The organism is Streptomyces sp. NPDC050164, from assembly GCF_044459945.1.
In the GTDB taxonomy this organism is placed as follows: Bacteria; Actinomycetota; Actinomycetes; order Streptomycetales; family Streptomycetaceae; genus Streptomyces; species Streptomyces coeruleorubidus_A.
In genome coordinates this window covers 70160-94067 of record NZ_JBITJK010000031.1, presented here as the reverse complement: position 1 = coordinate 94067, position 23908 = coordinate 70160, and the positions used below count along the sequence as shown (strand labels likewise).

Sequence of the window (23908 nt, the reverse complement as noted above, 5' to 3'; positions counted from 1 at the left end):
CGCCGAGTCGGACCGCACCCAGCTCGACGCCTCACTGTGGAACGGGCGCCTGCTCCTCACCCTCGGTTTCGTCCTCGCCGAAGAGGGGTCACCCTTGCTGAGCCTCACCGCCTGAGCACCCCACCGCCCACCCACCAACACCAGCGCCCGCCCGAGCCCCGATCCGGTACCCTGTGGATCGAGCGCCCCGGCGGGCGCTGCGGCATGTCACCAGGCCCAGCCTGTCCACGCGCCACAGCGGTCGCCTCCAGGACGCTCAGGGCTTGACAGAGAGACCTGGCCACGGGCACTTCACCGAGTTCCGTGCAAGGTTTCGATCAAGCCTCGCCTTCGTAGCTCAGGGGATAGAGCACCGCTCTCCTAAAGCGGGTGTCGCAGGTTCGAATCCTGCCGGGGGCACCAGGTCAGAAGGGCTCGCACCTACGACTTTCGTAGGTGCGAGCCCTTCTGACATCTACAGCTGACATCAACGAGCCTGGTCATTGACGACCGGGGCGTCTCCTGAGCAGGCGGTCCATGTGGCTCATGGCTTCGCGCTGCGTGTCCTGGACGACGTGGGTGTAGACGTCCATGGTGATGCTGATCTGTGAGTGACCGAGGATCTCCATCACGACGCGGGGCGCGACTCCGGCCGCCGTGAGCAGGGTGGCCGTCCCGTGGCGAGCGTCGTGCAGCCGGATCACGCGGAGGCCGGCGGACACGGCGACGCGGGTGAAGGAGCGGTACAGGTTGCGCGGCTCCACGGGGCGGCCGGTGCGAGTGGCGAAGACATAGTCCGACTCCTGCCACCTCTCCCCCGCCTTGGCGCGCGCGTCCGCCTGCCGTAGGCGGTGCCAGCGCAGGGGCGCGATGCAGAGGGCGGGCAGCGGGACTGCGCGGCGACGGCGGCTCTTGGGGTCGTCGTCGTACAGAACGCCACGGCGGCGCTGGACCTGGTGGCGGACGTAGAGGACACGGTTGTCGAGGTCGAGGTCCGACCAGCGCAGGCCCACGATCTCTCCTCGGCGGAGCCCCATGGCGATGGCGAGCACGAAGGCCGCGTAGAGCGGATCCTTGCGGGAGGCAGCGAGGAAGTCGAGCGTCTCGGGGTGCAGCTCGGGCTTGTCCGTGCGGGGCGGCTCGACGAGCTTGGCGACGTTGCGCGCGATGAGTTCCTCGCGACAGGCGGAAGACAGGGCCGAGCGCAGAACTCGGTGCGACTCCTTGGCCGTTGCGGCGGTCGTCTCCTTCTCCAGGCGGACGAGGAACCGGCGGACGTCGGCGACGCCGAGGGATTCCAGCCGCTTGGCACCGAGCAGGGGCACCAGGTAGAGCCGGACGTGTGCCTCGTACTTGTCGAACGTGCTGAGCTTCCGCCGGGGCTTGATGACGTTGTCCAGCCAGTACGGGAGCCAGTCCGAGAGCTTGGCCGACTTGGTAGGCACGGGCACGCCCTGGTCGACCTTGTCCAGCAGCTCGCGACGCTTGGCGTCGCACTCGGCCCAGGTCTTGCCGTAGGCGAACTTACGGGCGCGGGTGCCGTCCGGCTGGAGGACGTAGACCGCGCACTGGAAGCGGCCGTCCTTGCGCTTGGTGATGGTGCCGGCGCCGTTGGGGTTCCGCTTGCGTTGCTGGGCCATCAGGCGGCCGCCTCCAGTTCGTGGGTGATGTACTCGCGGACAGCCCGCGCGGGGATCCGACGGCACCGGCCGATGGTGATCGAGGGCAGACGACGGGAGCGGATGAGGTCGTAGACGGTGGAGCGACCGAGCTTCAGCCGCTCCATCACGTCAGGCACCGTCAGCAGTTCGTCGTCATGCATGGGTGGGCTCTCCTTCCGTTCCGGGGGCGGGTTCGAGGGATGCGGCAAGCCAGGCTTCGGCCTCCGAGAGGCCGGTTCCGGCGAAGACCCAGTGCGAGAGCACGTACGTCGTGTCGGTCTCGGGGCCGTTGGCAGGTGTGGCTCGCGCACGGCGCCATTCGGCGCGGGCGTCGCGGAGGGCGCCGAGGGTGGTGGAGTAGCGGCGGGACTTGGTGGAGAAGTGGCCGCGGAAGCCGAGCATGTGGGCCCAGGCGCGCAGGCGGAGGTGTTCGAGGTCCTTGCGGGCGCCGAGGAACCATGCGGTGCGGATCATGCGGCGGGCGTGGTCGCTGATGTCGAGCTGGGCGAGTTCGGCGGCGAACTTGAGCGGCCGGTCGAGAGCTCCCGTCGCTGTCTCAGCGCCCTTGGTGGCGTACTTGGCGATGTAGGCGGCGACGGCTCGTTCGGTGAGCTCCTGGCCGCCGTTGAAGTCGGCCGAGCGGATGGTGCGGACGTCGAGTTGGCGGCCGAAGGTGTGCGCACGGCCGTCGATGACCGGTCCGTCCACGCGAACCCTGGCAGCGGCAGCGCGGATCGCGTCCGTGAGCAGTTCGGCGGTTGCCCAGGCAGGGGGTGGAGTGTCGCCGCCGCTGGGGCCGTCGATGCGGATGACGGCGTGGAAGTGAACTGCTCCGCGCTTCTGGTATTCGGCGACCTTGGCGAAGCTCACGCGGGCGTGCTCGCGAAAGCGCCGCTGGGACAGGCCGGCGCGCTTGGCAACCTCCCGGCGCAGGTAGGTCGAGAAGCGCCGCCAGAGGGGACCGGCGTGGGCGTTCCAGAGCACGGCGGCTTCGTAGTCGTAGGTGTCCGGGTCGAGCGCGGTGCCGAGTTCGTCGTCGTCCTGGTCGTGGTGGGTGCCGCAGCGGCAGGGGCGCCCGCTGGAGAGGCGGTTGTGGACCGGGCCGAAGCTCGGCGCGGTGAAGGTGGCGAACACGCGAGGGTGCGTGGCGACGTGTTCGGGGATCCCCTTGCCGCCGCGCAGGCCGGAGGTGATCAGGTGGAAGGTGTCGCGGCGGTACACCTCGGCGCAGGCCTGGCAGCGGGTCGTGCGGCGGTTGTTGCAGCGGACGAGGAGCTGTCCGGCCGGGAGGCTGGTCGAGTCGAGGCGGTGGAGGACGTTGCCGATCTCGCCGGTGCGGGTGTCGACGTCGTACTCGGTGCGGTGGCCGTCGAGGCGGATCGGGTGGGTGCAGCCGCCGAGTCCGGAGAGTTGGCGGAGGATACCCGGCAACGTGCCCTGCGCGGCCAGGTTCGCGAGTTCCGGGAGAGGTGCCGGAGTGGTGCGGGTGAAGATGGCGTTTCCCCTTCTGACTTGCTGGGTCGGGAGGAGCAGGCGCCGGGGCGGCGAACTGCTTGGTCGTGTGCCGCCGCCCCGGAGGCCAGCGCGGTTCAGCGGCGGTGGTGGTCGCGGAACATGGAGCGCAGGACGACGGCGGCAACGGCTACGGAGATGGCCGTGACGGCGACGGCCGCCAGGAGCGCGGTGAGGACGACCCCGCCGACGACCAGGGCCACGACGGTCTTCTGATCGATGGAGACCGACGGGAGCGAACGCCGTACGGGCGGCGGCTCGGTCGGGGTGTGGGTGTGCGCGGGCGGCGGGGTCGGGCTGTCGGGGTACTTCGGGAGGAACACGGGTGAGGTCTCCTTATCTACTCGTCTAGGCGTGTGAGCCGTTTATGACGGTCACGCCGGAGCGCGTGCCGGACTCGATGGCGGGGGCGAGGAAGGTGCGGGAGAGCCAGAAGCCGAAGAGAGCGATCAGGACGACGATCCAGACGCGGACGCCGAGGAACCTGACTGCTCCCCAGGCGAAGAAACCGAGGAGGACGACAAGCGGAAGGCTGACGGTCACGGGTCGGGAATCCTTTCAGCGCACGGGGCAGCGGTGGGTGCGGGCGGCCAGCTCGGCGGCGGCGCGGCTGTCGTAGTCGGCGGAGAAGCCGCAGCGCGGGGCGGTGCAGGCGGCGGTGTGCTTCTGCCGGCCGCGACCGTCGTAGGACGTGCCGACCTGGACGGGGCCGATGCGGCTGACGTGGCGGAAGCGCTTCGGTGCGGGCATGGTCAGTCCTCCTGTCGCGGGCTGGGGCGGGGGAAGTCGCGCAGGATCCGGGCGGCTTCCTCCGGGTCCGGCGTGCGGTCGGCGGCTTCCTCGGCGAGGAGCCGGGCGAGCGCCGATCGGCCGCTGACGGCCATCTCGCGGGCCGCTGAGAGGTAGTCGGCGGCCGTGTTGAAGCAGAAGAGGGGCATGATCTTCCTTTGCTGGTCAGGTGAGTTAGGCGGCGATGGCTTCGGCCATGGGCGGTGGGACGCCGAGGCGGGCGCGCAGGGTCGGGGTGTCGATGGCCGTTCCGGTGCGGGTGTGGTGGTCGGCGGCGACTTTGCGGGCGTGCTCGACGAGGGCGGCCGGGACAGCGACCGGAGGCGGGGCCAACGGTGGGGCCGATGCCGGGTCGGCCGCCGGTGGCGTCGGGGGGGCTGGCGTGGGATCGGGCGCGTTCTCCTGGTCCTCGATGCCGTCGAGTTCCTGTTGGTCTACGGCGTCAGTGGTCTCGTCGTGCGCTGTCGGCGGCGAGTGGACCAGGAGGGTTCCGCCGAGGAAGGCGACCGCGGGCCAGCCCGCCACGAGGATGCGCAGCCAGGCCGGTACGTGATCCAGGTCGAGCAGGCCGGCGGTGGCGACGTTCGCGCCGAGGGACGCGGCGAGTGCAATCAGGAACCAGCACCACCCGGCCGTCTTCGCTTCTCCGGAGCGCAGTCGGCGCCAGGCGGCGACGAGCAGCAGGTCGACGCTGATCGGGTAGGCCCACGCTTTCCACCCGTTCTGTCCGGACGCCGAGGCGACATCGTGCAGGTGGGCGAAGGACAGCGCGGCGGCGATGACCGCCTGGACCAGCACCGCATCGACGCGGGCCAGGTGGGCGCGCATGCTGCGGCTCCTTCCGGTTCGGGCATGGGAGGGGTAGGGACGTGGCGTGAGGCGGTCACGCCAACCGGGGTTGAGCGGGGACGCGGGTCAGTCGGCCACTGGCCGGGGCCGCACAGCCGGTCCCGGTGCCTCGACGGGCAGTACGGGCACATCGGGCCGGAAGGGCTTGAGCGCGGGCAGGTCGGGGACCAGGTGGGCCGACTCGCGGCAGGTCTCGGCAGCGTCGCCGAGGGACAGGTACGGCGTGCGGATGCGCGACCAGCCGCCGGAGGTGTCACCGGCCACGGCGAGGCCGGGCCGTTCGGGGGCAATGGCGCAGGCGGCCGTGACCGCTTCGGGTGCGATGTCGCCGAGCGCCATCTTCGCGGAGGCTTCGTCGTTGACGCGGTGGCAGACGCGGCCGGTCAGCTGGGCTCGCAGCATGGTGGCGCCCTTGCCCAGTTCGGCGCCGAAGCGCTGGCCGCAGACCTCCAGGTAGATGCCGGCCGCGCGGCCGAGCTGGGCGAGGCGAATGAGCTGGGTGACCATCTCGTCCCGGCGTTCCTCGTCCTTTCTCGTGGCGACGAGGAAGAGTTCAGCCACCTCGTCCACGAACAGCACCATCGGGACCGGGCGTTCTGACTCGGGCAGTCCCCAGACGTCCGAGGTGATCTCCTCGGCCGGAGTGTTCGGGGCGATGCCTTGCCGGGCCTTGATCAGGTCGTAGCGGTCCTCCATCTCCTTCACGAGCACGGGCAGCAACTCGGCGGCCTGTTCCGGTTCGGTCGCCAGCGCGGAGAGGCGGGGGGCGAACGGCGCCAGCTCCACGCCGCGCTTGCAGTCGATGCCGACCAGGGCGACCGGCTGAGGGGCGAGTCCGGCGATCAGGTGCCGCAGGTACATGGACTTTCCCGACAGTGTTGCGCCGAGGGTGAGTTGGTGGGGCACGGATCGGTAGTCGCGTATGAACGGCATGGCGTCTTCCCGCAGGGCCACGGGCACCTGAAGGAACTCGGTGTCCACCTTGCGAGGCATCCGCACCTGCCGCAGCACGTCGAAGCCGACCAGCCGCAGCTCAACCACACCGGGCTTGATCGTGGTCACGTACACGGCGTGGACGCCCCAGGCGTGCCGCAGCCGTTCGGCCGAGGCGGCGACGTCGGCTGGTTCCTGCCCCGGAGCGAGCCGGAGCCGGATCCGCAGCCCGGTCGAGGTGGGCCGGATGATGCCGCGACGCGGCGGCACGGGCCGGACCTCACGGCGGGTGGTGGCCTTGACCGCCAGCATCCGCAGCCGGGACGGAGCCACGGTAAGGCCGCAGGCCTCCATGACCGAGCCGTAGGAGCTGAGGAGCCGGGCGGCGGATATCGGCAGGCCGACCGTGGACCAGTACACCCCGGGATGCTTGGCCCGGGCGTAGGCGGCCCCGCCGCCGAGTGCGGCGACAGGACCACCCACCTCCAGGAGTGTCGTCAGATCGGTCATCAGGCAGCGGCCCCGGTGGCGGCCGGGAACGCGGCCGGAGTCACGGCGGCGGCGCGGTAGGCGATGCCGTGCCGCTGCTGCCCGTTGAAGACGCTCTCCCACGGCCGGGCCACCAGACCCGGCAGAGAGACCGGAGCCCCGAGCGTCAGCCCCTCGGACACTCCGCTCTCCGGAACGGTGACCTTGATCAGCGACGACTCGCCGTCTTCCAGGTAGACGACGCCGATCGTCATCAGGGCCTCTCCGCTGGTGGCGTCCTTGGCGATCTCGCCCGTCTGCCGGTTGCGGACCTTGGGCTCGGGCGCCTCGGTCAGCAGGATCGTTGCGGCGGAGGTCTCTACACGGATGGTGCGCAAGACTTCTTCCCATCTACTCGTCTATACAAGATGCGGCGTTCGAACCCGGTCCCCGGGAACGGCAACCACCTTGCCACACCACTCGCCCACTCGTCTATACGAGTAAGCGTGTTGGGGTGTACGAGTTCGGAGAAGCACCCCCGCGCACCACCACCGATCAGGCGCTCACGTCGCCGGGAGCTGGTACGACAGCACGTAGGCGTCCGCCGCCATGACCGTGTCGCAGACCTCCACGGCCCGTCCCTCCTGGTCAAACGCCGTGCGGATCAGGTGAATGACCGGCACGCCGGAGGCCAGCCGCAGCGTCCGGACCTCATCGGGCGAGGGCATCCGGGCACGAATCTCTTCCTCGAAGTGGTCGAGGCGGTGCCCCAGCTCCTCAAGCCGGGCGTAGATGCCACCAGGCCCGGGGTTCGGCTCGGCGATCGGCGTACCCCGCGCGATGTCGAGCGGCAGATACGACGTGGCGAACTCCACCGGCCGCCCGTCCAGCAGATACCGGCGACGCCGGGCGAGCACCCGTCGCACGGATCCGAGCCGGGTGGAGACGTCCTGGCTGGCCTTCTCCTCCTTGACCTCCAGGCTGTCCACCTGCGGGTGACTGCCGGCGGCGTCGGCCTCCACGATGAACGCGGACTTTCCCTGCTCGCGGTGGCGCCGGGCGAACCGGTCGGAGGCGAGCCGCCTGACAGGCGGTCGTGGTCGCACGAAGACGCCTTTGCCGTGCTCGGCGTGCACCAGGCCCTCGCCCTGGAGGACCGAGAAGGAGTTTCGAACCGTCATACGGGAAACCCCGTAATGCTCGACCAGTTCGGCCTCGGAGGGCAGCTTTTCGCCCTCTTTGAATCGCCCACGGTCGATGGCCTCACGCAGCTGGTCGGCGATCTGCCGAAAGACCGCACGATCGCTCGTGGGGTCGAGATCGCCGAGGAGGCCGGAGGAAAGAGAGGGCACGTGTACTCCTTTAGGTATCTAGACGAGTGGGCGAGCTTTGTTGCTACGGTGGAGAGCCTAGCCATCCGAGAGGGCAGAGGAACGTGAGCACCGACCGTCCGCACTCCGTGAGCGTCGCCGGAGTCATCGTCGACGACCAGGACCGCGCCCTCTTGATCAAACGCCGCGACAACGGCCACTGGGAACCCCCGGGCGGTGTCCTCGAACGCGAGGAAACCATCCCCGAGGCCCTCCAGCGCGAAGTTCTCGAAGAGACCGGCATCAAGATCGCGCTTCCCGCGATGCTGACCGGGATCTACAAGAACATGAAGGGCTTGATCGTCTCCATGGTCTTCCGCTGTGAGGCCGCCGACGGCAGGCCCACCACCGGGGACGAGACCCGCGCACTGCGCTGGGCCACCCGTGAAGAAGTCATCGAACTCGCCGATGAGGCGTACGCGATCCGCGTCCTGGACGCATTGGACGCGGCATCCCCGCCGGCCATCCGCGCCCACGACGGCGTGAAACTCGTCTAGCCCGAACCCGCTGCACATGGCGGCCTACCAGCACGAAGGAACTTGTATGCACGAGTATACGAGCACCGCCCGGGTCTGGGGACTCACTTGCCCAGGTTTTCCGGAAGAGGTGAGCCGGGCCCGCCGCTGGACGCGGGACATCCTGCGGGGATCTCCCCTGGCCGACGACGCCGAACTGATCGTGAGCGAACTGAGCGCGAACGCGATCCTCCACACGGCAAGCGGCGGGGAAGGCAGCTTCCACCTGGCTCTCGCGGTCTCCCCGAAGGTGGTGGCTCTGTCGGTCACCGACGAAGGAGGGATGGGCACGGCCCCGAAGGTCGAGCGGCCGAGCCAGGACGCAGTACACGGCCGCGGCCTGGGCATGGTCAGCGTCATCGCACACCGGGTCGTCGTCCACGGCAGCCACAGCGGCTACACCGTCACCGCGGAGCTCTTCACGGACGCTCAGCCCGGAGGTCACCCGTGCTGATGGACAAGCCCCAGCGGGGTTTCTGGTGCGAGTGCTGGACGCAGGACGTCAACGACGAGACGGGGTGGCCGGCACTTCGGGCATCCTTCGACGCCTGCTCAGCACCGCAGGCTGACAGATGGGCAGCGGTCGCCCTGCGCACCATCTCACCAGCACTCGACCCGGACGCCTCAGACGAAGCCTGGGCCTGGCTCTACGACGGCCGCATCGATACCCGACGAGCCCTCTTACGCATGGAACCCTGCACGGTCTCTCTGATCCATGCCAGCACCCGCATCACATGGACGATCCGGCCAGTGGTCTTCCTACCGCTGGTCCACCGCCAAGGTGTCGATCTCCCAGCCTGCGCATACGACTTCACCGCCCACGCCACGATGTCTAGTCCCAGGTGATGTTTGACGTTCTGGTCCCAGCTGATGCTTGACGGTGGGCCTAGACACGCCCACGCCACGGACTGAGTTACAACTTTCTCTACTGGTTCAAGGCGGCTCGCTCCGCTCCCCGCACGCGGCCCGGCCCCCGGCCGGGCCTGCGCTCCTGCCTTCGTCCCGCTCCAGCCCGGCCGGCGCCCGCGCCGCACTCGCAACGTCCAGTCACCTGAAGCCAGAGGAGAGGTGCGTCGCGGCTGGAGCGGCCGTCTCTACGGATTACAGTCTCCTCTTCCATCCGAGGCACGCATCACGCACCGCAAAGGGCATCCGCCACAGCCGGGCACAACCTCGAATGATTGACCGAATCGGACGGCCGCTCAAGGGGACCGGGCATGATCCACCCTGGTCCCCCATCACTTACGCAGCGGCAATCAGAAGCAGGATCAAGTGATCCTCTCCGTTCGACTACTCGTTCAATCCCCGGCCCACGCAGTAAGGTGGCCTCCTACGCACAGTTGCACTGTTGTCACGGTGGGAGAAAATGGCAGCCAGCGACATCACAACTTGGACCGTAGTTGCCGGAGTCGCTACGGTCACTGTGGCGGCACTTCAGCTGATCCTCATTCAGTACCGCCGATGGCGCCTCACCTCAGAGCAGAATTTTAATCTTGAGAAAGAGCGTCTAAGGATTGAACGCGATCGACTTGAGTTCGAGTTTAGACGCCGCACATCGAAGAACGAACCAGACAGGATGCTAGTTGACCTTATCGGGCGACAAAATGAGCTTCTTAGTAAACTGGATGGCCTGAATGTGGTTGTGAATGTCGCTGAAACTGGCCACGGCGCGAGCAGTCCACGAGGAGATCACCCACAAGCGGACTATACGTCGCTGATCCGAGAGATTTCGCACAGCTTGAACACGCCGCTTTCACAAATCGAGACTATGGCAATTCTGCTCAATGAGGACGGCATTGCGGCACCCGAGGCAACGGAAAGTCCTGCGGCAAGGATTTTGAGTAGCGTGGAGATGTGCAAGGCCTTCCTTTCGGGGTATCGACAGCTAACGCAGGTCGCTGATAGCGCCGCGAGATGGAACCCAAAATCCCTTAAGGAGAGTATCACAGCAGCCGGTGAAATCTATGCAACCCTGGCCGCAAATGAAATCTCCCTAGAAACAGATATTGGAGAGGAGCTCGGCGGATACCCGAACAGCTTCACTCTGTCTGCGCTACTTCCCCTACTGGAGAATGCATATGAATCTGCACCTCCGAATAGCATCGTTCAAGTCAGGCAGTCATCTGTCGCCGAAGGCTTCCGGCTAGACGTCATTAATCAGTCGGATTCCCACGCCCTTTCCAGCGACATTTACGAGCCTGGAGTTTCGCATAAGGACGGTCACCAAGGTTTGGGACTGCCGGTCGTCAAGCGGCTGCTATCGGCCTATGAGGGAGCGAACCTCAGTCACAATGTGAGCAACGAACAGGCTCGATTCACCATTTTTCTTCCTAATCAAAAGGATGACCTGGGAAATGTCTGAAAGTGTTGATGTTGTCGTGGTGGATGACATCCTGTCGGCCGCGTCGGCTTATTCCGAATTGATTCGAGTGAAGACCGGACTAATTGTCGCACATACGTCGAATCCATCCGAAGCGCTTGAGGTCTGCAGAAGAAATTCCATCAAGGTAGCCGTGCTCGACCAACGGATGCCAGACATTTCGGGGACTGATCTATATCAACGGATGATGCAAATCGACCCTAGCATTCGAGCGATCATGCTCACAGGAGAAGCAAGTGCACAGGAAGTCGGCGCAGCCATACAGCTTCAATTCAAGAAATATCTACCAAAGAATGAGGTGAGGAACCTTCCGGATGCAGTGCTAGGGGAATACGTGGCATGGCAATCTGAATCTGCTTCACGAACTCTAGCGGCAGATCGGCCAACAATCTTCGAGCGACGCACCTCCCTCCTTTCAAGGAATACGGTAAAATATGGTGTTCTGCGCGCAGAAATCGTTGACCCGTCGCATACCTTTTCCGATCAGTGGCGTGACGTGGTAAGTCTCCACGCGGGACAAGTAGAGCGACGGCAAATCCAGGTGGACATTGGGAGTTCAGTTGTCCTCGAGGAGGAAACAATTGATAGTCTGCGGACCGACCTGGGGGTATCTACCAAACACATCGCGTCGATGACCGGAAAGCTCCAGATTGAACTATCTCAGCGATTCCGAGAGACGCACACGCTAACTGCAAGCAGTACACAAATCGTTGAGCAAACTTTCTCTCTGCAGGAGCCGACTGACTTGACGCAACGGCACGTCAAATTTCGACGCATCCTGAAAGCGCCAATCTTTTCCAGAGTTAAGATCGAAATTGTAACCAGCTGTAATTGCTGTTCAGCCAGCAGTGTGAATTCTCTGGATGCCTACATTCCTACTCGTCGCACGGCCCTGCGGCAAATCGATAAGTACAGCGACGGAACTTCCGAGGAAACCGATCTTGGAGAGGTCTCGTAAGGATTTTCGTCGTCACGGTTCCCAAGCTCATAGTATTCAGGCTGATGCCCCGAGTCACTTCACGGTTGGGCTATCGCGGCTTGCTCTGGTCGACGGCACCAATGGCGTGGCTGAGACCGGTGGGAGTACAGCGAGGCACACGCGCGCCCATACGGTCGGCTGACCCGCCATCGTGGCTGACTGTCGTCGGCTGAGGCTCAGACGCTCCGGTGCCCAACTCCGCCAGGGGCTGTTCGAGACGAGGGGACCGTGCCATTTGCGTGCCAGATCCTGCGGGGAACCACGGGGAACAGCGGGGGACTCGTCACCGGTGCGACCGGGGCTCCAACACCACTTCCGCAGGTCAACGCAAGCTGCCAAAAGACCCGAGCTTCCCAAGCTCGGGTGCCGCTGGCCTGCCTCTCGTCCCGCGGTAGATCGGACCGCGCAACCGGCGCCCGGCGCGTACCAAGCCATTCTGCACGCCGGGGAAGCGCGGGTTGGAGTAGCGGGCGCGGGGCTACGGCCGCAGGCGCCTATCACTGAGGAACTCCAGATGTCGCGCCTCCCGCTGGGCGCCTACCCTCATCAGCGCGCGGATGACCTCGGCGAGGCCGTAGGAGCCCGTCGTTAGGTCGTCATGCGTCCAAGTCGTCATCTGCTCCAGAACGTCGGTGACGAGGTCAGCTTCCGGAGTGCCCAGCAGGTGGTCGACGGCGAAGTCGATCCGCACCGCGATGTCCGACCACGGACGGTCCGAGGCAGGCAGGGTGAGCAGCGCCTGCAAGGACTCGGCCAGGGCGCGTGCTCCCTCCTCCCGGTGATCGACGGCGAATAGGAGCCGTGCGATGCGGAGGTGGCTGCGGGCCAGGGCTCGATGGATGCCCCCGACATAAACGTACGAACCCGCTTCGCGGCGGGCGACCTCGCGTTCGACGTCCTTGGTCAGACGGGTGATCTCGGCCGGGATGTCAAGGTCTCGGAGGGTGGTCGGCGAGGTGCTGCCTGTGCCACTGGGCGTCCAGAACGCCGCGTCGAGTGGCTCGATGCCGTACACCGTCCAACCGTCCAACAATAGGTCGACGGTCTGGCCGTGGCTCCACCCCGGATCCCGGTAGTACTGGTTGAGCTGGTAGAGGCGGTACGTCTCGTTCGTGTGATCGGCCACGCACAGCAGGAAGACACTATTCGCGTCGATGTCCACGGTCAGCTCGATCTCCACCTCCTCCTGCTCCACGGGGAAAGAGACGACGCCGATCTCGACGTCCTCGTCCGACGTCTTCGACCTCTCGATGACAGGCAGGACGACCTCCGTGCCCGGGGCTCCCACGAACGTGAAGATGTCGCTGCGCCTGGTCGGAATGGTCGTCAGCCGTTCGACCAGGGTTTCAGTGTGGCCGTCCGCTTCCGGGGCTTTCCGGAACCGGCCCGATGCGGGATCTCCCGTCGGCGTACATCTGATGCCAATCCCACGGTGGCTGAGGTCGAGGAGCAGGGGTACGGCTCCGGTGCGCGAGGCCGAGGCGCCCATGAGGAGTGAGGAATACAGCGCCAGACCCTGGCTGACAGCGAGATCCTGGTACTGCTCGACGAACTCCACATCGTCGAGCATCTCCTCAAGGCTCTCCCGCACGGTGAAGATCTTGCCGCCCAGCCCGGTGAGCAGGACGACGCTGATGGGCTCGTCCATCAGCCAGCTGACGTAGCCGTCGTCGATCGCCGTCCGCACCACCCGGACGAAGCGAGCGGTCAACTCAGAGCAAGCCTCTCGGAACTCGGCGCGGTCAACGGTAAAGCGGCACGACAGCACCTGAGCGCCGATCTCCACGTCCCGGATCACGACTGTGGTCGACTCGTCCTCGGTGAGCAGGTGTTTGGCCCGCTCCGCCTCTCTGAGAATCTGCGCGTCCAACTCGGTATCGAAGGTCACCGCGCTGTTCCACTCCCGCAGCCGCTCCCTGAACAGGTCCGCCAGCGCCGCGTCGAAGTCGAGCCCGCCGAGGTTGTTGTCGCCGTACACCGACTTGATCTCGTGGACCCCGTCACCGACCACAGCGACCGCCACGTCGAGGGTGCCCCCGCCCAGGTCGACCACCAGGACCACCCCCTCCCAATCTGGCCGGTCCAGATGCAGCAGCACGCAGGCGATGTTGGGCTCGCCCACCATCCGCAGCACCTTTAGGCCCGCCAGTTCGAAGGCGCGCAGCAAGCTGTTGTTCTGGCGGATGCTGAAGTTGGCCGGGTAGGAGACCATCGCCTCCCGCGGCAGGGTGCCCAGCACGTCCTCCGCGTTGGCGCGCAGGCTCCGGATCACCAGCGACGACACGAGGTCGGCCGGCAGTTCCCTGCCATCAATAGGGACGGTGTGGTCCGTACCAAGGTGACGCTTGATCGCACGCACCGTACGGCCCGCGGAGTACCGCTCGAGGTCTACCGCGCGTGAGCCGACCAGATAGTCGAGGTCCGGTACAAAGGTGACAACGGACGGCACGAGGCGACGCCCGTCGCCCCCCGGAATGAAGTGGGTGTTCGACTCGTCGTCGGCCACCGCGATGACCGAATTGGTGGTCCCGAAGTCGATGGCGAAGGGCGCCCGTTCGGGAATCTTCGCACTGCTGATGGGGACCACAGACTGCTGCCTTAGCTCCACGCCCACCCGCGCCGACGCCCGCCACTCGTTGCGCTTGCGCGGCGAGACGACATCGAGGTCCATAAGAGCCGCCGGTTCAAGTCGGGAGTACGGTTGCTGCTGTGGTTTGTCGTACTCCCGGGCGAGGCGCGGCACATAGGCCGTCAGATAGCTGTCGAGGTGTCCGACTGTGATGCAGCGGCCATCGTCACCAAAAGCACCACAGAGCGCCTCGGTAAAGATGCCGGACTTCAACTGGTGGCTCTCGTAGGAGCTGGTGCCCGGCGCGCACGAACAGAAGGACACCACACCGGGCGGGCAGAGCCGCTCGACGTCCACCTTTCGCGCCGTCGCGAAGAGCGACTTGCCGCCGGCGAGGGGGGTGCGGCAGGCGTCTAAGAGCAGCACCACGTGCCGGGCGCCAGTCGCCTGCAGCATCCGGAGCAGGAAGGCGAAGTTGAGGCTTGTGTCCTCCAAAGCGTCGGTGAGCGCTTCCCGTGTGATCAGGTAGTCTTCGCCGTCCGACGTCGAGTGGAAGCCGTGGCCGCTGAAGAAGAAGTACAGCCGCTCGATCGGAGCCGCTGCCTGCTTCGCTAACCTCGACAGCGTGCGGATGATGTTATGCCGGGTGGGCTCGGAGTCGAGCAGTCCGTCAGCGAAGGTGAAGAGAGCGTCCTCGGGGATGTCCATGGAGTCCCTGAACACCTCGCGAATACGCAGCGCGTCCAGATGGGCGAATTGCAGATTCGCGATGTCATCGTCCTCGTAGCGCGAGCAGCCGACGGCTAGGGCCACATTCAAGGTGTGCCGCCCTACCGACGCTGGAAAATCAGTTTCATGCCCCCGTTGATCTCGGCGGAGGTGGCACCTACCAACCGCACCTCCCCCTTGCCAGTGACCTGAACATGGACTTCCAGGCCGGTCAGTTCGAGTGTGTCAGAGGCGGTGGATGCCTGGTCGAAGACCCCGCCGACATACTGGCAGAGATCAGCGACGCCTCGGGCGAGGACGTCGGTGCTGATTCGAGTGACGTGGGTTACCGCCGTCCGGGTGCGGGAGAACACAGACTTCTCGCCGTCATCGACGCCGTAGTCCACGGTGATGACGGGCACTTCTGCGTCGGGCTGCTCGCTGTTCATGCCCACAGTCTTGCTGGTCGACATGCCCCGGAGGGGCCGTTTCGTTAGTTTCTTCGCTACGTGACCCGACAGGTGTTGGCACCATCGCTCCATTGGCGCAGCATTCTGACGCTCTCGTCGAGGGACCAGCGGGTGGACCGACCGTGATCGCTGCCGTCTCAGTTGCGCATGAGCATTGACAACGCGCCCCAACGAGTACGGCCTCTGCCACTGTGCGGTTCGCACCACAAGCGCACCAGATCGGGCGGGGAACAGCGGGGAATCACGGTGAACGCGGTCAAGCCCAATGGTGCTGCGCCATGACCGTTCGCCCAGGTCACCGCCCAAGCCCAGCCTCAAATGATCGCAGCTTCCCAAGCTGATGGCCCGGTAGCTCAGTACGGCCGCGGAATGTCGTGCTCGCCCAACGCAGCCTCGTACCGCGCCAGCAGAGCATCCAGGTTTGCGAGAAGTAGGCCAGCGGAGTCCCGAGCCTCCTCCAGGTTGCCTCGCTCGCATGCCTCCACCACCTCGGCCACGTCACTGCGGAGGATGTGAAGGGAGTCGCCCTGCACCAAAACCCCGGGGAACCGTCGGCCGGGGAGGCGAACCACTGCGTCGTTGCTGCCATCCGTGAACAGCTCGGCCTCTATGCGCTCCATCGGACCATCCAACCTGACATCACCAGATGACATCAACGACTGTGGAACCAGGCGGCCTTGAGCGATCACACACGCCAAACCGGCAAGACTGGGACAGCCGTACGAGAGCCGCCCGACCGAACTCCTAAAGCGGGTGTCGCAGGTTCGAATCCTGCCGGGGGCACAGCCAGAAGGGCCAGCTCAGGAGGGGTTTCCTCCCGGGCTGGCCCTTAGCCGTTTCAGGCGCCGTGCCACACGCGTGCCACTACGTCCGCTCGGCGTCCTCTCCGGGGGAACCTGAGGCCACTCCCCCGCCGTCCCGGATCATGGCCCCGAGCCGATCCGCGATGGCACGGTCCCGGTCGCTGGTCATGTGCTGATAGATCAGCGCCGTCCGGGAGTTGCTGTGCCCCATCCGCGTCATCAGCTCCCGCGTGCTGGCCCCGGCCGTGGAGGCCAGAGTGTTGCCCGTGTGGCGCAGGTCGTGAAAGTGCAGCTCGGCCGTGACGCCAGCCGCCTTCCGGGCCAACGGCCCATCTCGCGGTAGGGGGTGGGGTACCGCAAGTCCGCACGGCGCCCGCCATCGAACTGCGCACGTTCACCACCCTCGACACCGTCCGCGGCGATCTCCTCGACGTGTACGCCGATGTGCGCGCCCCGCTCCTCCACCTGCCGAACTACGCCGTCACGGCGTTCGGTGAACGCCTGGACCGGCACGGCACCGAGCCGGGGTTCACAGCCGTCCTCGCCTACGCGGACGGGCATCCGGTCGGCTACGCCTACGGCAACACCATCGAGCACGGCGACCGGTACTGGCAACGCACCAGCCCGACGCCGGCGGAGAAGTACACCGAGCGCTCGGCCGTGGCCCTGAAGGAGATCGGCGTCCGGCCGACCTGGCGGAAGACCGGCACCGCCCGCCGCATCCACGACGCCCTACTCGCCACCCGCAACGAGCCGTACGTCACGCTCATGGTCAACCCGGCCGCCGGGGACGGAAAGGTCCACGCACTCTACAAGGTGTGGGGATACAAGGACATCGGACAGCGCCAGCCGTCACCGGCCTCGCCGGTCCTCACCGTGATGATCCGCGCTATCCGCTGACTGGTGGTCAGCTCCACCCCATCTGACGAAGGCATCCAAGCTGCTCTCCATCCGCTCCTCAGGGCGAAGGGCCAGGAAGACGCCACACTGCAGTACTTCGTCAATGATGTCGAACGGGATCTCCGCGGCTTCGCTGACGACGACTCCGAGCTCGTGTACTCGGATCACGAGCAGGGCTTCGAGTACTACTGGAGCAAGGCTACCGGCGAAGGCACTGGAACCCAGCCCCGCCGAGACTACTTCCGCCTCGGCCGGGCGATCCCGGTGTCGTGCATGAGGTCGTCCAGAAGGAACGCCATCAGGTCGCCTCTCGTACGTCGATCTGACCTGTCCCAGCGGCGGTGATGAGCGCAGTCCGGCGTATCGGTCCCCGGTGCGGGGCGGATGTTCCCCTGTCCCGCCCCTTCCCGTAACTGGGGCACTGCCCCCGGACCCCCGGACGCCCTCCGGGCGGGTCCTCAGTTGTCGCACTGGCACACACCACGTGATCATTCCGGGGCCGTCGCCATGTCGGGAGGGCAGATCCCGGCCGTCACACTTCGCACATGATCAGCCACCCGACAGGCTCTCAGGAGGCCAGGGCGGCGCGTACGACCTCGGTTGGCGTCGTGGTGGGGCGGCCCAGCAGGCGCGTGAGGTCGGTGCTGTCGCTGTACAGCGCGCCGCGCTTGACGGCCAGGTCGGAGTCGGCCAGGGCCTTGGCGATCCCGTCGGGTACGCCCACGCCCACCAGCATCGCGGCGAACTGCTCGGGTGGCAGGTCCTGGTAGGTGACGGTGGGCCGCTGATGTCGCTGATGATCGCGGCCAGTTCGGTCAGGGTGAAGGCGGTGTCGCCGGCCAGTTCGTAGACGGCGCCGGCGTGGCCTTCTCCGGTCAGTACAGCGGCGGCGGCGCCGGCGTAGTCGGCACGGGCCGTCCCGGAGACGCGTCCTTGGCCGGTGCTGCGCACCAGTGCGCCGTGCTCCAGGGCGATGGACAGCATGCTGGTGTAGTTCTCCACGTACCAGCCGTTGCGCAGCAGGGTGTGGGGTAGGCCGGACTCGGCCAGGGCCTGCTCGGTGGCCACGTGTTCGGCGGCCAGGATCATGCCGGAGGTGTCGGCACCCAGGAGGCTGGTGTAGGCGACGAGGCCGACTCCGGCCTTGACCGCGGCGTCGATGGCGTTGAGGTGCTGCTGCACGCGCAGTCCAATGTCGTCGCTGGAGACGAGCAGCAGGCGGTGGGTCCCGGCGAACGCGGTGGTGAGTGTCTCCGGGCGGGTGTAGTCGGCCTCGCGTACGATCACGCCCCGGTCGGCGAGGTCGCCGGCCTTGTCGGGCGTGCGGACCGCGGCGACGATGTCGCCCGCGGCGACGCCGCGGGCGAGCAGGTCCTCGATGACGAGTCGGCCGAGGTGGCCGGTGGCTCCGGTGACGGTGATCATGCGAATCCTTCGGTGGGCAGGGGGACGGGCCGTTCCCGTCCCCCACTACGGGCTGGTGTGGCGACGCCATCCCGACGCCACCCACCCACATGAAAGTACTAACCATTGGAAAGTGCTAACCATTCCCTAGTGCTTACTTGTTCGTTGTGGATGGACTAGACTGGCCGGCATGAGCGTGCCCAGCCCCACCCCCTCCGACGGCGACGACACCGCCCAGTGGGCCGCCAACGTCTTCTTCCGCGCCTGCGCCTCCCGGCCGGTCCTGGAGCACATCGCCAGCAAGTGGGGCGCCCTCGCTCTGGCGGCGCTACGGGAAGGTCCCTACCGCTTCAACGCGCTACGGCGCCGCGTCGATGGGGTCAGCGAGAAGATGCTGTCGCAGACCCTGCACGCCCTGGAACGCGACGGCATGGTCAACCGCCACGAGCACAGCGCCATCCCGCCGCGCGTGGAGTACAGCCTCACCCCACTGGGCGCCCAGGTCGCCGACCGGCTGATCGACGTGATCGAGCTACTGGAAAGCGCGCTACCGCAGGTCACCGTGGCCCAGCAACGCTACGACGCCGCACGCCAACCCGCGCCCTCTGAACCCTCCGAGTAGTCGACAGCGGCGGCGGGACAGCGCGACTCCTGATCTTCAACGGGTGATGCCAGGGACGGCTATCTGCCCGGAGAGCTGAAGCCCGGCCTGCGCGAGGAGCCCGTCAAGGGCCTCGGGGCGATGCTGCACGCGGCGGAGGGATCTTCGAACCGCTCGGGAGAGGTGATCGACGTCGGTCACGGCGAGGTTGGCCAGGTCTCCGCGTTTGATGAGGGACCCCAGGCGCTCGACCGGGTTGAGATCGGGAGCGTAGGCAGCCAGGGGGCGGATGGTGATCACGGGGGTGGTGCCGCGCGGTGACCAGGTGCGCCGCACGGGCGGCCTCAGGGCGTGGCCGGACTCGTCTTCGAAGACGATCCAGGCGCCGGAGGCCACCACGGTCTGTTTGCGGTCGGCCAGACGTCCTTCTTCGGCCCGCAGGCCGATGAGGCCGACAGTTACGCGATCATGGACGCGGCGCTCGACGCGGGCATCAACTTCTTCGACACGTCCAAGGCGGCGGGCTGACACCTCAGAGCCGGGCCCGCCGCGAGCAGATCCGCTTCCAGGCCGCCCGGTCTTTCGGCCAAGGCGTCCCGCCCGCCGCGCGGCCGAGCGCGACGAAGACGCCATCGAGGCTGTTCTGCCTGATCAGCGCCACGCGGTATGGGGGCAAGAACCGGCGTGTGATGGCACGTCTGAGGCGTGAGGTGTGGGCGACAGCTACGGCGACTGACGGCCGAGGCCGACGCCCCACACAAGGCACGAGGTGCGGTGATCGGAGAGGGGGCGGGGACGCCCCAACCCCGTTCAGAACATGGTGTTGTTGTTCGCCGACGTCTCCGGCACGGCCTGGAACACATCCCAGTGCTCGACGATCTTCCCGCCTCGGACCCGGAGCAGATCGACAACTGCCATACCCCGCTCCCCCGGCGCATTCACAAAGTGACTGTGAACGGCAACCAGGTCACCCTCCGCGGTGATCCGCTGGGGCGTGACCGTCAGCTTCGGGAACGCTGCGAAGTACGCCCCCAGCCCGGCCTTGAGACCCTCCATCCCGTCGGCGCTGTTCGGGTTGTGCTGGTGGTATTCGGGGGCGACGTACTTGTCGATGGCGGTCACAGGCGTACGGTGACGGCCTTCTGGTAGCTGAGGCGGGCGGAGTACCACCCGGCAAGGACGCGATCCCACTCCTAAAGCGGGTGTCGCAGGTTCGAATCCTGCCGGGGGCACAACGCGTTACCGCTCTGCCCTGGGGTTTGTCCCCCAGGGAGGGCTCCTACTCGGCCTCGGACCCCTCGTCCGGGGCCGTTTGCGTGAGCGGTGCGTGAGCGGACGGAGAGTTGATCTCCGAAACTCCTCCCAACGGATCAGCATCATCCGGCACGGACTCCGGGCCGGAATGCTCCGCGTCGTCGGGCTCGGCCTCCGCCTCGGGGGCGGTGTTTTCAGAGGTGGCGCGGGCGCGCGGAACGAGCCGGGCTGCGGCCTCGGCAATCGCCAGGCCCGCTTCGGGAAGCAGGCTCGGTACGTGTCAGCTGTGATGGTGATCGAGGAGTGGCCGAGCATCTCCTGGATGTCCTTCAGGTCTGCCCCGGCCGCGTGGGCGAGCGTCGCGGCACCGTGGCGGAGGTCGTGGAGCCGGACCGGCGGGAGGTCGATCTCCTCGTACAGCTCGATGAATCGCCGTGTGACGTTGGCGGGGTGGAGCATCTCGCCGTTCTCCTTCGTGAAGACGCGGCCGGTCTCCACCCAGGCGCTCTCCCACTCCTTACGGTCCTTGTTCTGCTGGGCGCGGTGCCGCTTGAGGGCCTGGACCGTGTCGGAGCCCAGCGCAATGGTGCGCGCACCGGCGTCGGTCTTGGGGTCGTCCGCGTACACCTCCCAGCCCTCCACGACGAGTTGCTCGGCAACGGTGATGAGACCGGCGTCCAGGTTGGTGTCGGTCCACTTCTGCCCGCACGCCTCGCCCCGTCGCAGTCCGCGGAACGCGATCAGGTGGAACAGCGGGTACAGGCGGTCCTCCGCGATGTGGTCGAGGAAGAGGCCGGTGTGCTCCGGTGTCCAGACCATCACCGGAGCACTGCTGCCGAGCACTGTGACACTCCCGAACGGCCGCACACTCCGGCGGCACTTGTGTCCGCCGCCGTGGCCGGGCCTTCAGCGGACCGGGCGCCGAGGGGAGCGCCACATGGAGCGGGCCGCCAAGTAGAGCAGATCGGCGATGAGGAGTAGTACGCCGACGGACAACATGTAGAGCATGCCGTCGACGGCCGCGCCGATGGCGACCAGAACGATCCCGGCGATGAGCAGGGTCAGGAAGAGGACCATGACGGGATGCCTCGGAATCGCGCGGGCTCTGCGTGGCCTCTCGAATACGGCGGGACACGTGTGACTGTGCTCGGTTTCGAGTAGGCCTTGGAGTGGTACGTGACGGCCCCTGCACACAGGCCGCTACCAAGCAGTGGCGGCGTCCGCTTCGGCCCAGGGGATCTCAGGCGGTGCGTTGGGCGCGGTGGCGGACTTCCCGGAGTCGGACCTTCGAGGGGAGGTGGTCCAGGCCGGCCGAGTCTCGTGCGTGTGCGAGCGTTTCCCGGCTCAGGTGTCCCAGGGTCCGCGCTGGATCCGCGTGAGGCTCCAGCAGCAGCCGCACGCGTGCGGTGGGAGCTGTACTTCGGCCCGTCAGCCGTACATGGGCCCGCGAGACCCCGTCGAGGGCTTGCGCCTCTTCCTCGATGGCGTCCTCCAGCGTGCGGCCGTTGAGTCGGGCAGCCGCGCCATCTTCGCTGTTGACGAGGACGTGGGCCAGGCGGTGTCTGCGTTGCGCGAGGAGCCACCACAGCAGCAGGGCCAGCAGCACGGCGAGCGTCGCGATGATGGTCGGCCACCACCAGCCCTCGTCCCGCCACCGGGTGCGTCCTTCGGCGCCCAGCAGCACATCGTCCGGCCCGCGGAAGGGCCACCAGCCCGGTATGCCGAAACCCCAGTGGCGTTGCAGATCCAGCCCGCCCAGCAGTACGCCGCCGCCCAGGGCGAACAGTCCGAGGCCGAGAAGCCCCAGTAGCACCCGGTTCACTGTCTTGAGCATCAGGAATCGCCTCAGTCCTTCTTCGGGCGCCGGACGCGCACGGTCAGCGTGGGTTGCCGGGCGAGACGCAAGGACGTCACGGCTTCGCCCAGCGTGGCGTCCAGGTCCGCGCGGACCTCCTGGAGATCGCGGAAATGTGCCCGTGCCCGGGCTTTGACCTTCCGGCGGCCGACAGCGACCTGTGCCGACTGGACACCGGGCACCCGCATGGCCCGGTCGCGCAGAACCAGGGCGGCCGCGCGGCGGTCGAGCCCGGCGTGGACCCCCTCGGTCCTGGGGATGCCGGTGGGCTGCCGCATGGGCAGCAGCCTGCGCAGTCCCGGCGACACCGCCAGCAGGAAGAGCCACAGGCCGAGGGCCATCGCCAGTGCGGCCCCGACGATCATCCAGATGTCATCCAGGGGCCGTGTGGCCAGTTCCTCGGCGAGCCGCCGCCGCCAGCGCATCGCAGACCGGCCTGCCCGGACCGAGACCACGTCGTACAGGAGCAAGCCAATGGCCGCGGCGGACAGCAGGGCCACAAGGGCCGCGGGAATCCGCCGCGCTGACCAGAAACGGCGCGCCGACCGGCCTGTCTTGTCGGTCGCCGCCGTCGCGCCCGTCCCCGTCCCCGTCGGGTCATCGGCGGACGGAGCTGCCTGTCCGGGTTCGGGGGGAAGGTTGTTGTCACCGGTCGGCTGCCGCCAGGTGTTCGCGCTCATCTCACCCTCTCCTGGTCCGCGTGCCGCGCGTGCACCGAGTGCAGCCTCTCGACCGACACCACGAGGTCGGACACCTCCATGCCGGCCCATGTCCTGAGCTGTTCGGTGACCTCCCGGCGCACCGCGGCGCACTGCGCCCCGATGTCGGACGGATAGCCGAGCTCCACGGTGATGCGCATCCGTGCCTCGCCGAGCACCGCCTGCCGCCTGTCGGCAGACTCGGCGTCCGGCCCTGCGGGGTTCCGCTCCGGTGCCCGCCGTACGGCTGTGGTCACGTGTGGCGTCCGGCGGCCGGGTGGCACGTGGCCGGTCGACTCGGTGAACCGGCTCAGCGCCTCGCGCGCCGCCTGGGAAGCGATCTTCGCAACGACCCGGTCGGCGACGGTGATCGCACCGCGCTCCCCACGGGGGACACCCGGGCGCCGGTCGGCTTCACCGGTCACTGCCGCCAGTCTCCCCGAGCCCGCCGCCGGTCATCGCGGATCCGCTCCTGCCGGTCTCGGCGGCGGACGAAGTCACCCGGTTCGAGATCACCTTCCATGAACCGCCCGACCACGAGACCGACGACACCCAGCCCCAGCACCAGCAGAAAGGCCCAGAAGTCACCGAAATACGCGGCGAAACCCAGCGCCATTCCGGCCATCAAGCCCACTACGGCCCTGCTCATCACGCGCTCCTTCGTTCACGTGGGCTGCTCCGCCCCGGCTACTGGATCCGCTGCCGCTCCTCCCCTTCGTCCTCCTCGTCGGGCAGCTTCACGTCGCTGACCATGATGTTGACTTCCACGACTTCCCGGCCCGCCATCCGCTCCACTGCGGAGATCACGTTCTCCCGCACCGCACCGGCCACGTCCGTGATCGAGATGCCGTAGTCGACGACGATCTCCAGATCGATGGCCGCCTGCAGCTCGCCGACCTCGACACTGACCCCCCGTGTGACGGACTTGCCACTACCGGTACCGGGCATCCGCTCCCGCATGGCTCCCATCGAGCGCGCGAACCCGCCGCCCAGGGCATAGACGCCACGTACGTCCCGTGCCGCCATTCCGGCGATCTTCTCCACCACCACATCGGCGATGGTCGTCCGACCGCGAGAACCGGGCGCACCGCCATGCCTTACGCCGGTGTTCTCTGTCATCGAGGTCATCGAGGTCATCCCTCCCTCAAGAAGCCCACTTTGCACCCTTCGTTCAGATTATATTCTTGTTAGGGCGTTTTACTCGATATGTG

Annotated in this window: 31 protein-coding genes, 1 tRNA gene and 3 pseudogenes; 10 read left to right on the top strand and 25 right to left on the bottom strand. The window is 67.0% G+C overall.

Annotation, left to right across the window (positions count from 1 at the left end; all coding sequences use genetic code 11):
- The first annotated feature begins 326 nt into the window (after nt 1-326).
- Nucleotides 327-402: transfer RNA gene (locus tag ACIBNA_RS32220), tRNA-Arg, on the top strand.
- Nucleotides 403-479: 77 nt separating this feature from the next.
- On the opposite strand, the gene ACIBNA_RS32215 is transcribed toward ACIBNA_RS32220, so the two are convergent.
- The 11 genes from ACIBNA_RS32215 to ACIBNA_RS32165 all read right to left on the bottom strand — a co-directional run bounded on the left by ACIBNA_RS32215 (nt 480) and on the right by ACIBNA_RS32165 (nt 7543).
- Nucleotides 480-1619: a tyrosine-type recombinase/integrase gene (locus ACIBNA_RS32215; RefSeq protein ID WP_399168700.1), complete on the bottom strand. Its 1140-nt coding sequence runs from the start codon at nt 1617-1619 to the stop codon at nt 480-482.
- Nucleotides 1619-1801, bottom strand: a complete 183-nt coding sequence (locus ACIBNA_RS32210; protein WP_062927388.1) for a helix-turn-helix domain-containing protein — start codon at nt 1799-1801, stop codon at nt 1619-1621. Before ACIBNA_RS32210 ends, ACIBNA_RS32215 begins: the two co-directional genes overlap by 1 nt.
- Nucleotides 1794-3071, bottom strand: a complete 1278-nt coding sequence (locus ACIBNA_RS32205) for a replication initiator (RefSeq protein ID WP_399168699.1) — start codon at nt 3069-3071, stop codon at nt 1794-1796. Before ACIBNA_RS32205 ends, ACIBNA_RS32210 begins: the two co-directional genes overlap by 8 nt.
- Before the next feature lie 158 nt (nt 3072-3229).
- On the bottom strand, nt 3230-3475 hold the full coding sequence (locus ACIBNA_RS32200; protein WP_399168698.1) for a SpdD protein: 246 nt from the start codon (nt 3473-3475) through the stop codon (nt 3230-3232).
- Nucleotides 3476-3500: 25 nt separating this feature from the next.
- Nucleotides 3501-3695: a hypothetical protein gene (locus ACIBNA_RS32195; RefSeq protein ID WP_399168697.1), complete on the bottom strand. Its 195-nt coding sequence runs from the start codon at nt 3693-3695 to the stop codon at nt 3501-3503.
- Between the two features lie 15 nt (nt 3696-3710).
- A complete protein-coding gene (locus ACIBNA_RS32190) occupies nt 3711-3902 on the bottom strand; it encodes a mobile element transfer protein (protein ID WP_399168696.1) in 192 nt (63 codons plus the stop codon).
- 2 nt (nt 3903-3904) lie between these two features.
- Entirely contained in the window at nt 3905-4090 is a 186-nt protein-coding gene (locus tag ACIBNA_RS32185; RefSeq protein ID WP_102910783.1) for a hypothetical protein, read from the bottom strand.
- Nucleotides 4091-4115: 25 nt separating this feature from the next.
- Nucleotides 4116-4769 carry a DUF2637 domain-containing protein gene (locus ACIBNA_RS32180; RefSeq protein WP_399168695.1) on the bottom strand — a complete coding sequence of 218 codons (654 nt, stop codon included), beginning with the start codon at nt 4767-4769 and terminating at the stop codon, nt 4116-4118.
- Between the two features lie 87 nt (nt 4770-4856).
- Nucleotides 4857-6233, bottom strand: coding sequence for an FtsK/SpoIIIE domain-containing protein (locus ACIBNA_RS32175; RefSeq protein WP_399168694.1), 1377 nt, complete (start codon nt 6231-6233; stop codon nt 4857-4859).
- On the bottom strand, nt 6233-6589 hold the full coding sequence (locus ACIBNA_RS32170; protein ID WP_399168693.1) for a hypothetical protein: 357 nt from the start codon (nt 6587-6589) through the stop codon (nt 6233-6235). The genes ACIBNA_RS32175 and ACIBNA_RS32170 overlap by 1 nt, the downstream gene beginning before the upstream one ends.
- 165 nt (nt 6590-6754) lie before the next feature.
- Nucleotides 6755-7543 (bottom strand): GntR family transcriptional regulator, encoded by a 789-nt coding sequence (locus tag ACIBNA_RS32165; protein WP_020274970.1) that lies wholly within the window; start codon nt 7541-7543, stop codon nt 6755-6757.
- A gap of 107 nt (nt 7544-7650) precedes the next feature.
- On the opposite strand from ACIBNA_RS32165, the gene ACIBNA_RS32160 reads away from it, so the two are divergent.
- The 5 genes from ACIBNA_RS32160 to ACIBNA_RS32140 all read left to right on the top strand — a co-directional run bounded on the left by ACIBNA_RS32160 (nt 7651) and on the right by ACIBNA_RS32140 (nt 11414).
- A complete protein-coding gene (locus ACIBNA_RS32160) occupies nt 7651-8058 on the top strand; it encodes an NUDIX hydrolase (RefSeq protein WP_399168721.1) in 408 nt (135 codons plus the stop codon).
- A gap of 46 nt (nt 8059-8104) precedes the next feature.
- Complete coding sequence (locus ACIBNA_RS32155) at nt 8105-8530, top strand: ATP-binding protein (protein ID WP_399168692.1); 426 nt, start codon at nt 8105-8107, stop codon at nt 8528-8530.
- Entirely contained in the window at nt 8530-8922 is a 393-nt protein-coding gene (locus tag ACIBNA_RS32150; protein ID WP_399168720.1) for a hypothetical protein, read from the top strand. Before ACIBNA_RS32155 ends, ACIBNA_RS32150 begins: the two co-directional genes overlap by 1 nt.
- A 520-nt stretch (nt 8923-9442) precedes the next feature.
- Nucleotides 9443-10438: a hypothetical protein gene (locus tag ACIBNA_RS32145; RefSeq protein WP_399168691.1), complete on the top strand. Its 996-nt coding sequence runs from the start codon at nt 9443-9445 to the stop codon at nt 10436-10438.
- The gene (locus tag ACIBNA_RS32140) at nt 10431-11414 is read left to right on the top strand and encodes a response regulator (RefSeq protein ID WP_399168690.1); all 984 of its coding nucleotides are present in this window, start codon (nt 10431-10433) and stop codon (nt 11412-11414) included. The genes ACIBNA_RS32145 and ACIBNA_RS32140 overlap by 8 nt, the downstream gene beginning before the upstream one ends.
- 499 nt (nt 11415-11913) lie before the next feature.
- On the opposite strand, the gene ACIBNA_RS32135 is transcribed toward ACIBNA_RS32140, so the two are convergent.
- The 4 genes and pseudogenes from ACIBNA_RS32135 to ACIBNA_RS32120 all read right to left on the bottom strand — a co-directional run.
- Nucleotides 11914-14817 (bottom strand): Hsp70 family protein, encoded by a 2904-nt coding sequence (locus tag ACIBNA_RS32135; protein WP_399168689.1) that lies wholly within the window; start codon nt 14815-14817, stop codon nt 11914-11916.
- 17 nt (nt 14818-14834) lie between these two features.
- Nucleotides 14835-15185, bottom strand: coding sequence for a hypothetical protein (locus tag ACIBNA_RS32130; RefSeq protein WP_399168688.1), 351 nt, complete (start codon nt 15183-15185; stop codon nt 14835-14837).
- A gap of 350 nt (nt 15186-15535) precedes the next feature.
- The gene (locus ACIBNA_RS32125; RefSeq protein ID WP_399168687.1) at nt 15536-15802 is read right to left on the bottom strand and encodes a DUF6959 family protein; all 267 of its coding nucleotides are present in this window, start codon (nt 15800-15802) and stop codon (nt 15536-15538) included.
- Nucleotides 15803-16046: 244 nt separating this feature from the next.
- Nucleotides 16047-16307: pseudogene (locus ACIBNA_RS32120) on the bottom strand (tyrosine-type recombinase/integrase); the annotation flags it as partial.
- A 56-nt stretch (nt 16308-16363) separates the two neighbouring features.
- Here ACIBNA_RS32120 and ACIBNA_RS32115 point away from each other — a divergent pair.
- Together ACIBNA_RS32115 and ACIBNA_RS32110 are read left to right on the top strand one after the other, a co-directional pair.
- Complete coding sequence (locus ACIBNA_RS32115) at nt 16364-16885, top strand: GNAT family N-acetyltransferase (protein WP_399168719.1); 522 nt, start codon at nt 16364-16366, stop codon at nt 16883-16885.
- A 3-nt stretch (nt 16886-16888) separates the two neighbouring features.
- The gene (locus ACIBNA_RS32110; protein WP_399168686.1) at nt 16889-17230 is read left to right on the top strand and encodes a hypothetical protein; all 342 of its coding nucleotides are present in this window, start codon (nt 16889-16891) and stop codon (nt 17228-17230) included.
- Between the two features lie 223 nt (nt 17231-17453).
- On the opposite strand, the pseudogene ACIBNA_RS32105 reads toward ACIBNA_RS32110, so the two are convergent.
- Nucleotides 17454-18310: pseudogene (locus ACIBNA_RS32105) on the bottom strand (SDR family oxidoreductase).
- A 169-nt stretch (nt 18311-18479) separates the two neighbouring features.
- Between ACIBNA_RS32105 and ACIBNA_RS32100 the strand changes: the two are divergent.
- Complete coding sequence (locus ACIBNA_RS32100; RefSeq protein WP_399168685.1) at nt 18480-18911, top strand: winged helix-turn-helix transcriptional regulator; 432 nt, start codon at nt 18480-18482, stop codon at nt 18909-18911.
- Between the two features lie 36 nt (nt 18912-18947).
- On the opposite strand, the gene ACIBNA_RS32095 is transcribed toward ACIBNA_RS32100, so the two are convergent.
- Entirely contained in the window at nt 18948-19190 is a 243-nt protein-coding gene (locus ACIBNA_RS32095) for a hypothetical protein (RefSeq protein WP_399168684.1), read from the bottom strand.
- 102 nt (nt 19191-19292) lie between these two features.
- On the opposite strand from ACIBNA_RS32095, the pseudogene ACIBNA_RS32090 reads away from it, so the two are divergent.
- Nucleotides 19293-19415: pseudogene (locus ACIBNA_RS32090) on the top strand (aldo/keto reductase); the annotation flags it as partial.
- Nucleotides 19416-19700: 285 nt separating this feature from the next.
- Here ACIBNA_RS32090 and ACIBNA_RS32085 read toward each other — a convergent pair.
- The 8 genes from ACIBNA_RS32085 to ACIBNA_RS32050 form a co-directional block, all read right to left on the bottom strand.
- Nucleotides 19701-20012, bottom strand: a complete 312-nt coding sequence (locus ACIBNA_RS32085; RefSeq protein WP_399168683.1) for a nuclear transport factor 2 family protein — start codon at nt 20010-20012, stop codon at nt 19701-19703.
- A gap of 117 nt (nt 20013-20129) precedes the next feature.
- Nucleotides 20130-20987 (bottom strand): site-specific integrase, encoded by an 858-nt coding sequence (locus ACIBNA_RS32080; RefSeq protein ID WP_399168682.1) that lies wholly within the window; start codon nt 20985-20987, stop codon nt 20130-20132.
- 63 nt (nt 20988-21050) lie between these two features.
- The gene (locus tag ACIBNA_RS32075) at nt 21051-21221 is read right to left on the bottom strand and encodes a hypothetical protein (RefSeq protein WP_399168681.1); all 171 of its coding nucleotides are present in this window, start codon (nt 21219-21221) and stop codon (nt 21051-21053) included.
- Nucleotides 21222-21384: 163 nt separating this feature from the next.
- Nucleotides 21385-21978: an alkaline shock response membrane anchor protein AmaP gene (amaP, locus tag ACIBNA_RS32070; RefSeq protein WP_399168680.1), complete on the bottom strand. Its 594-nt coding sequence runs from the start codon at nt 21976-21978 to the stop codon at nt 21385-21387.
- Nucleotides 21979-21989: 11 nt separating this feature from the next.
- Entirely contained in the window at nt 21990-22679 is a 690-nt protein-coding gene (locus tag ACIBNA_RS32065) for a DUF6286 domain-containing protein (RefSeq protein WP_399168679.1), read from the bottom strand.
- Nucleotides 22676-23122 carry an Asp23/Gls24 family envelope stress response protein gene (locus ACIBNA_RS32060; protein WP_399168678.1) on the bottom strand — a complete coding sequence of 149 codons (447 nt, stop codon included), beginning with the start codon at nt 23120-23122 and terminating at the stop codon, nt 22676-22678. The genes ACIBNA_RS32065 and ACIBNA_RS32060 overlap by 4 nt, the downstream gene beginning before the upstream one ends.
- A complete protein-coding gene (locus ACIBNA_RS32055; RefSeq protein WP_055539113.1) occupies nt 23119-23346 on the bottom strand; it encodes a hypothetical protein in 228 nt (75 codons plus the stop codon). The genes ACIBNA_RS32060 and ACIBNA_RS32055 overlap by 4 nt, the downstream gene beginning before the upstream one ends.
- A 38-nt stretch (nt 23347-23384) precedes the next feature.
- The gene (locus ACIBNA_RS32050) at nt 23385-23816 is read right to left on the bottom strand and encodes an Asp23/Gls24 family envelope stress response protein (RefSeq protein WP_399168718.1); all 432 of its coding nucleotides are present in this window, start codon (nt 23814-23816) and stop codon (nt 23385-23387) included.
- Nucleotides 23817-23908 lie beyond the last annotated feature (92 nt).

Bases quoted from the DNA above. Each gene is read 5' to 3' on its own strand.
- ACIBNA_RS32180 (WP_399168695.1), bottom strand. From the start codon at position 4,769: ATGCGCGCCCACCTGGCCCGCGTCGATGCGGTGCTGGTCCAGGCGGTC.
- ACIBNA_RS32130 (WP_399168688.1), bottom strand. From the start codon at position 15,185: ATGTCGACCAGCAAGACTGTGGGCATGAACAGCGAGCAGCCCGACGCA.
- ACIBNA_RS32215 (WP_399168700.1), bottom strand. From the start codon at position 1,619: ATGGCCCAGCAACGCAAGCGGAACCCCAACGGCGCCGGCACCATCACC.
- ACIBNA_RS32145 (WP_399168691.1), top strand. From the start codon at position 9,443: ATGGCAGCCAGCGACATCACAACTTGGACCGTAGTTGCCGGAGTCGCT.
- ACIBNA_RS32075 (WP_399168681.1), bottom strand. From the start codon at position 21,221: ATGGTCCTCTTCCTGACCCTGCTCATCGCCGGGATCGTTCTGGTCGCC.
- ACIBNA_RS32125 (WP_399168687.1), bottom strand. From the start codon at position 15,802: ATGGAGCGCATAGAGGCCGAGCTGTTCACGGATGGCAGCAACGACGCA.
- ACIBNA_RS32210 (WP_062927388.1), bottom strand. From the start codon at position 1,801: ATGCATGACGACGAACTGCTGACGGTGCCTGACGTGATGGAGCGGCTG.
- ACIBNA_RS32155 (WP_399168692.1), top strand. From the start codon at position 8,105: ATGCACGAGTATACGAGCACCGCCCGGGTCTGGGGACTCACTTGCCCA.
- ACIBNA_RS32050 (WP_399168718.1), bottom strand. From the start codon at position 23,816: ATGACAGAGAACACCGGCGTAAGGCATGGCGGTGCGCCCGGTTCTCGC.
- ACIBNA_RS32100 (WP_399168685.1), top strand. From the start codon at position 18,480: ATGAGCGTGCCCAGCCCCACCCCCTCCGACGGCGACGACACCGCCCAG.
- ACIBNA_RS32175 (WP_399168694.1), bottom strand. From the start codon at position 6,233: ATGACCGATCTGACGACACTCCTGGAGGTGGGTGGTCCTGTCGCCGCA.
- ACIBNA_RS32190 (WP_399168696.1), bottom strand. From the start codon at position 3,902: ATGCCCGCACCGAAGCGCTTCCGCCACGTCAGCCGCATCGGCCCCGTC.
- ACIBNA_RS32185 (WP_102910783.1), bottom strand. From the start codon at position 4,090: ATGCCCCTCTTCTGCTTCAACACGGCCGCCGACTACCTCTCAGCGGCC.
- ACIBNA_RS32065 (WP_399168679.1), bottom strand. From the start codon at position 22,679: ATGAGCGCGAACACCTGGCGGCAGCCGACCGGTGACAACAACCTTCCC.
- amaP (WP_399168680.1), bottom strand. From the start codon at position 21,978: ATGCTCAAGACAGTGAACCGGGTGCTACTGGGGCTTCTCGGCCTCGGA.
- ACIBNA_RS32150 (WP_399168720.1), top strand. From the start codon at position 8,530: ATGGACAAGCCCCAGCGGGGTTTCTGGTGCGAGTGCTGGACGCAGGAC.
- ACIBNA_RS32140 (WP_399168690.1), top strand. From the start codon at position 10,431: ATGTCTGAAAGTGTTGATGTTGTCGTGGTGGATGACATCCTGTCGGCC.
- ACIBNA_RS32055 (WP_055539113.1), bottom strand. From the start codon at position 23,346: ATGAGCAGGGCCGTAGTGGGCTTGATGGCCGGAATGGCGCTGGGTTTC.